Origin of the sequence: Streptomyces sp. SID3343 (genome assembly GCF_009865215.1) — a bacterium.
In the GTDB taxonomy this organism is placed as follows: domain Bacteria; phylum Actinomycetota; class Actinomycetes; order Streptomycetales; family Streptomycetaceae; genus Embleya.
Genome location: NZ_WWJX01000805.1, coordinates 1 through 438 on the forward strand (window position 1 = coordinate 1; position 438 = coordinate 438).

Below are 438 nucleotides of genomic sequence, written 5' to 3' on the forward strand. Positions count from 1 at the left end.
GGTCTCGGGCCGGCCGAGTACGACGCGATCCGCGGCGGTAACGCGGGCGCGCTCCTCGCCTCGATACCTGGGCGCGACGCGGCGCACGGCTGATCCGGCCGGGCGCTCGCACGGAACAGGACGCCGGACGCGCGGCGCTCCCGGCGCCGGACGCAGGCGCCACCCGAGGGGCGTCACCGGACGCGTATTTCGGCGGGCCGCCCGATGCACGCCGGGATAGCCTCGGCAATCCGCGCTGCGACGTGCCGTCGCACGACGATTCGCCCCACGAGAGGACACCGCCATGCCCCCAGTCATCGCTGTCACCGGAGCCAGTGGTCAGGTCGGCGGACGGGTCGCGCGGCGGCTCGCGGAAGGGGGCGCGGCGGTGCGGTTGATGGGCCGGGATCCGCTGCGGTTGCCGGTGATCGACGGGGCGCTCCCAGCGCCGCCGGCGGC

General features: G+C 76.5%; 1 pseudogene. It reads left to right on the forward strand.

The features are described 5' to 3' along the window. Nucleotides 1-283: 283 nt before the first annotated feature. A pseudogene (locus GT354_RS56625) lies at nucleotides 284-438 on the forward strand (SDR family NAD(P)-dependent oxidoreductase); the annotation flags it as partial.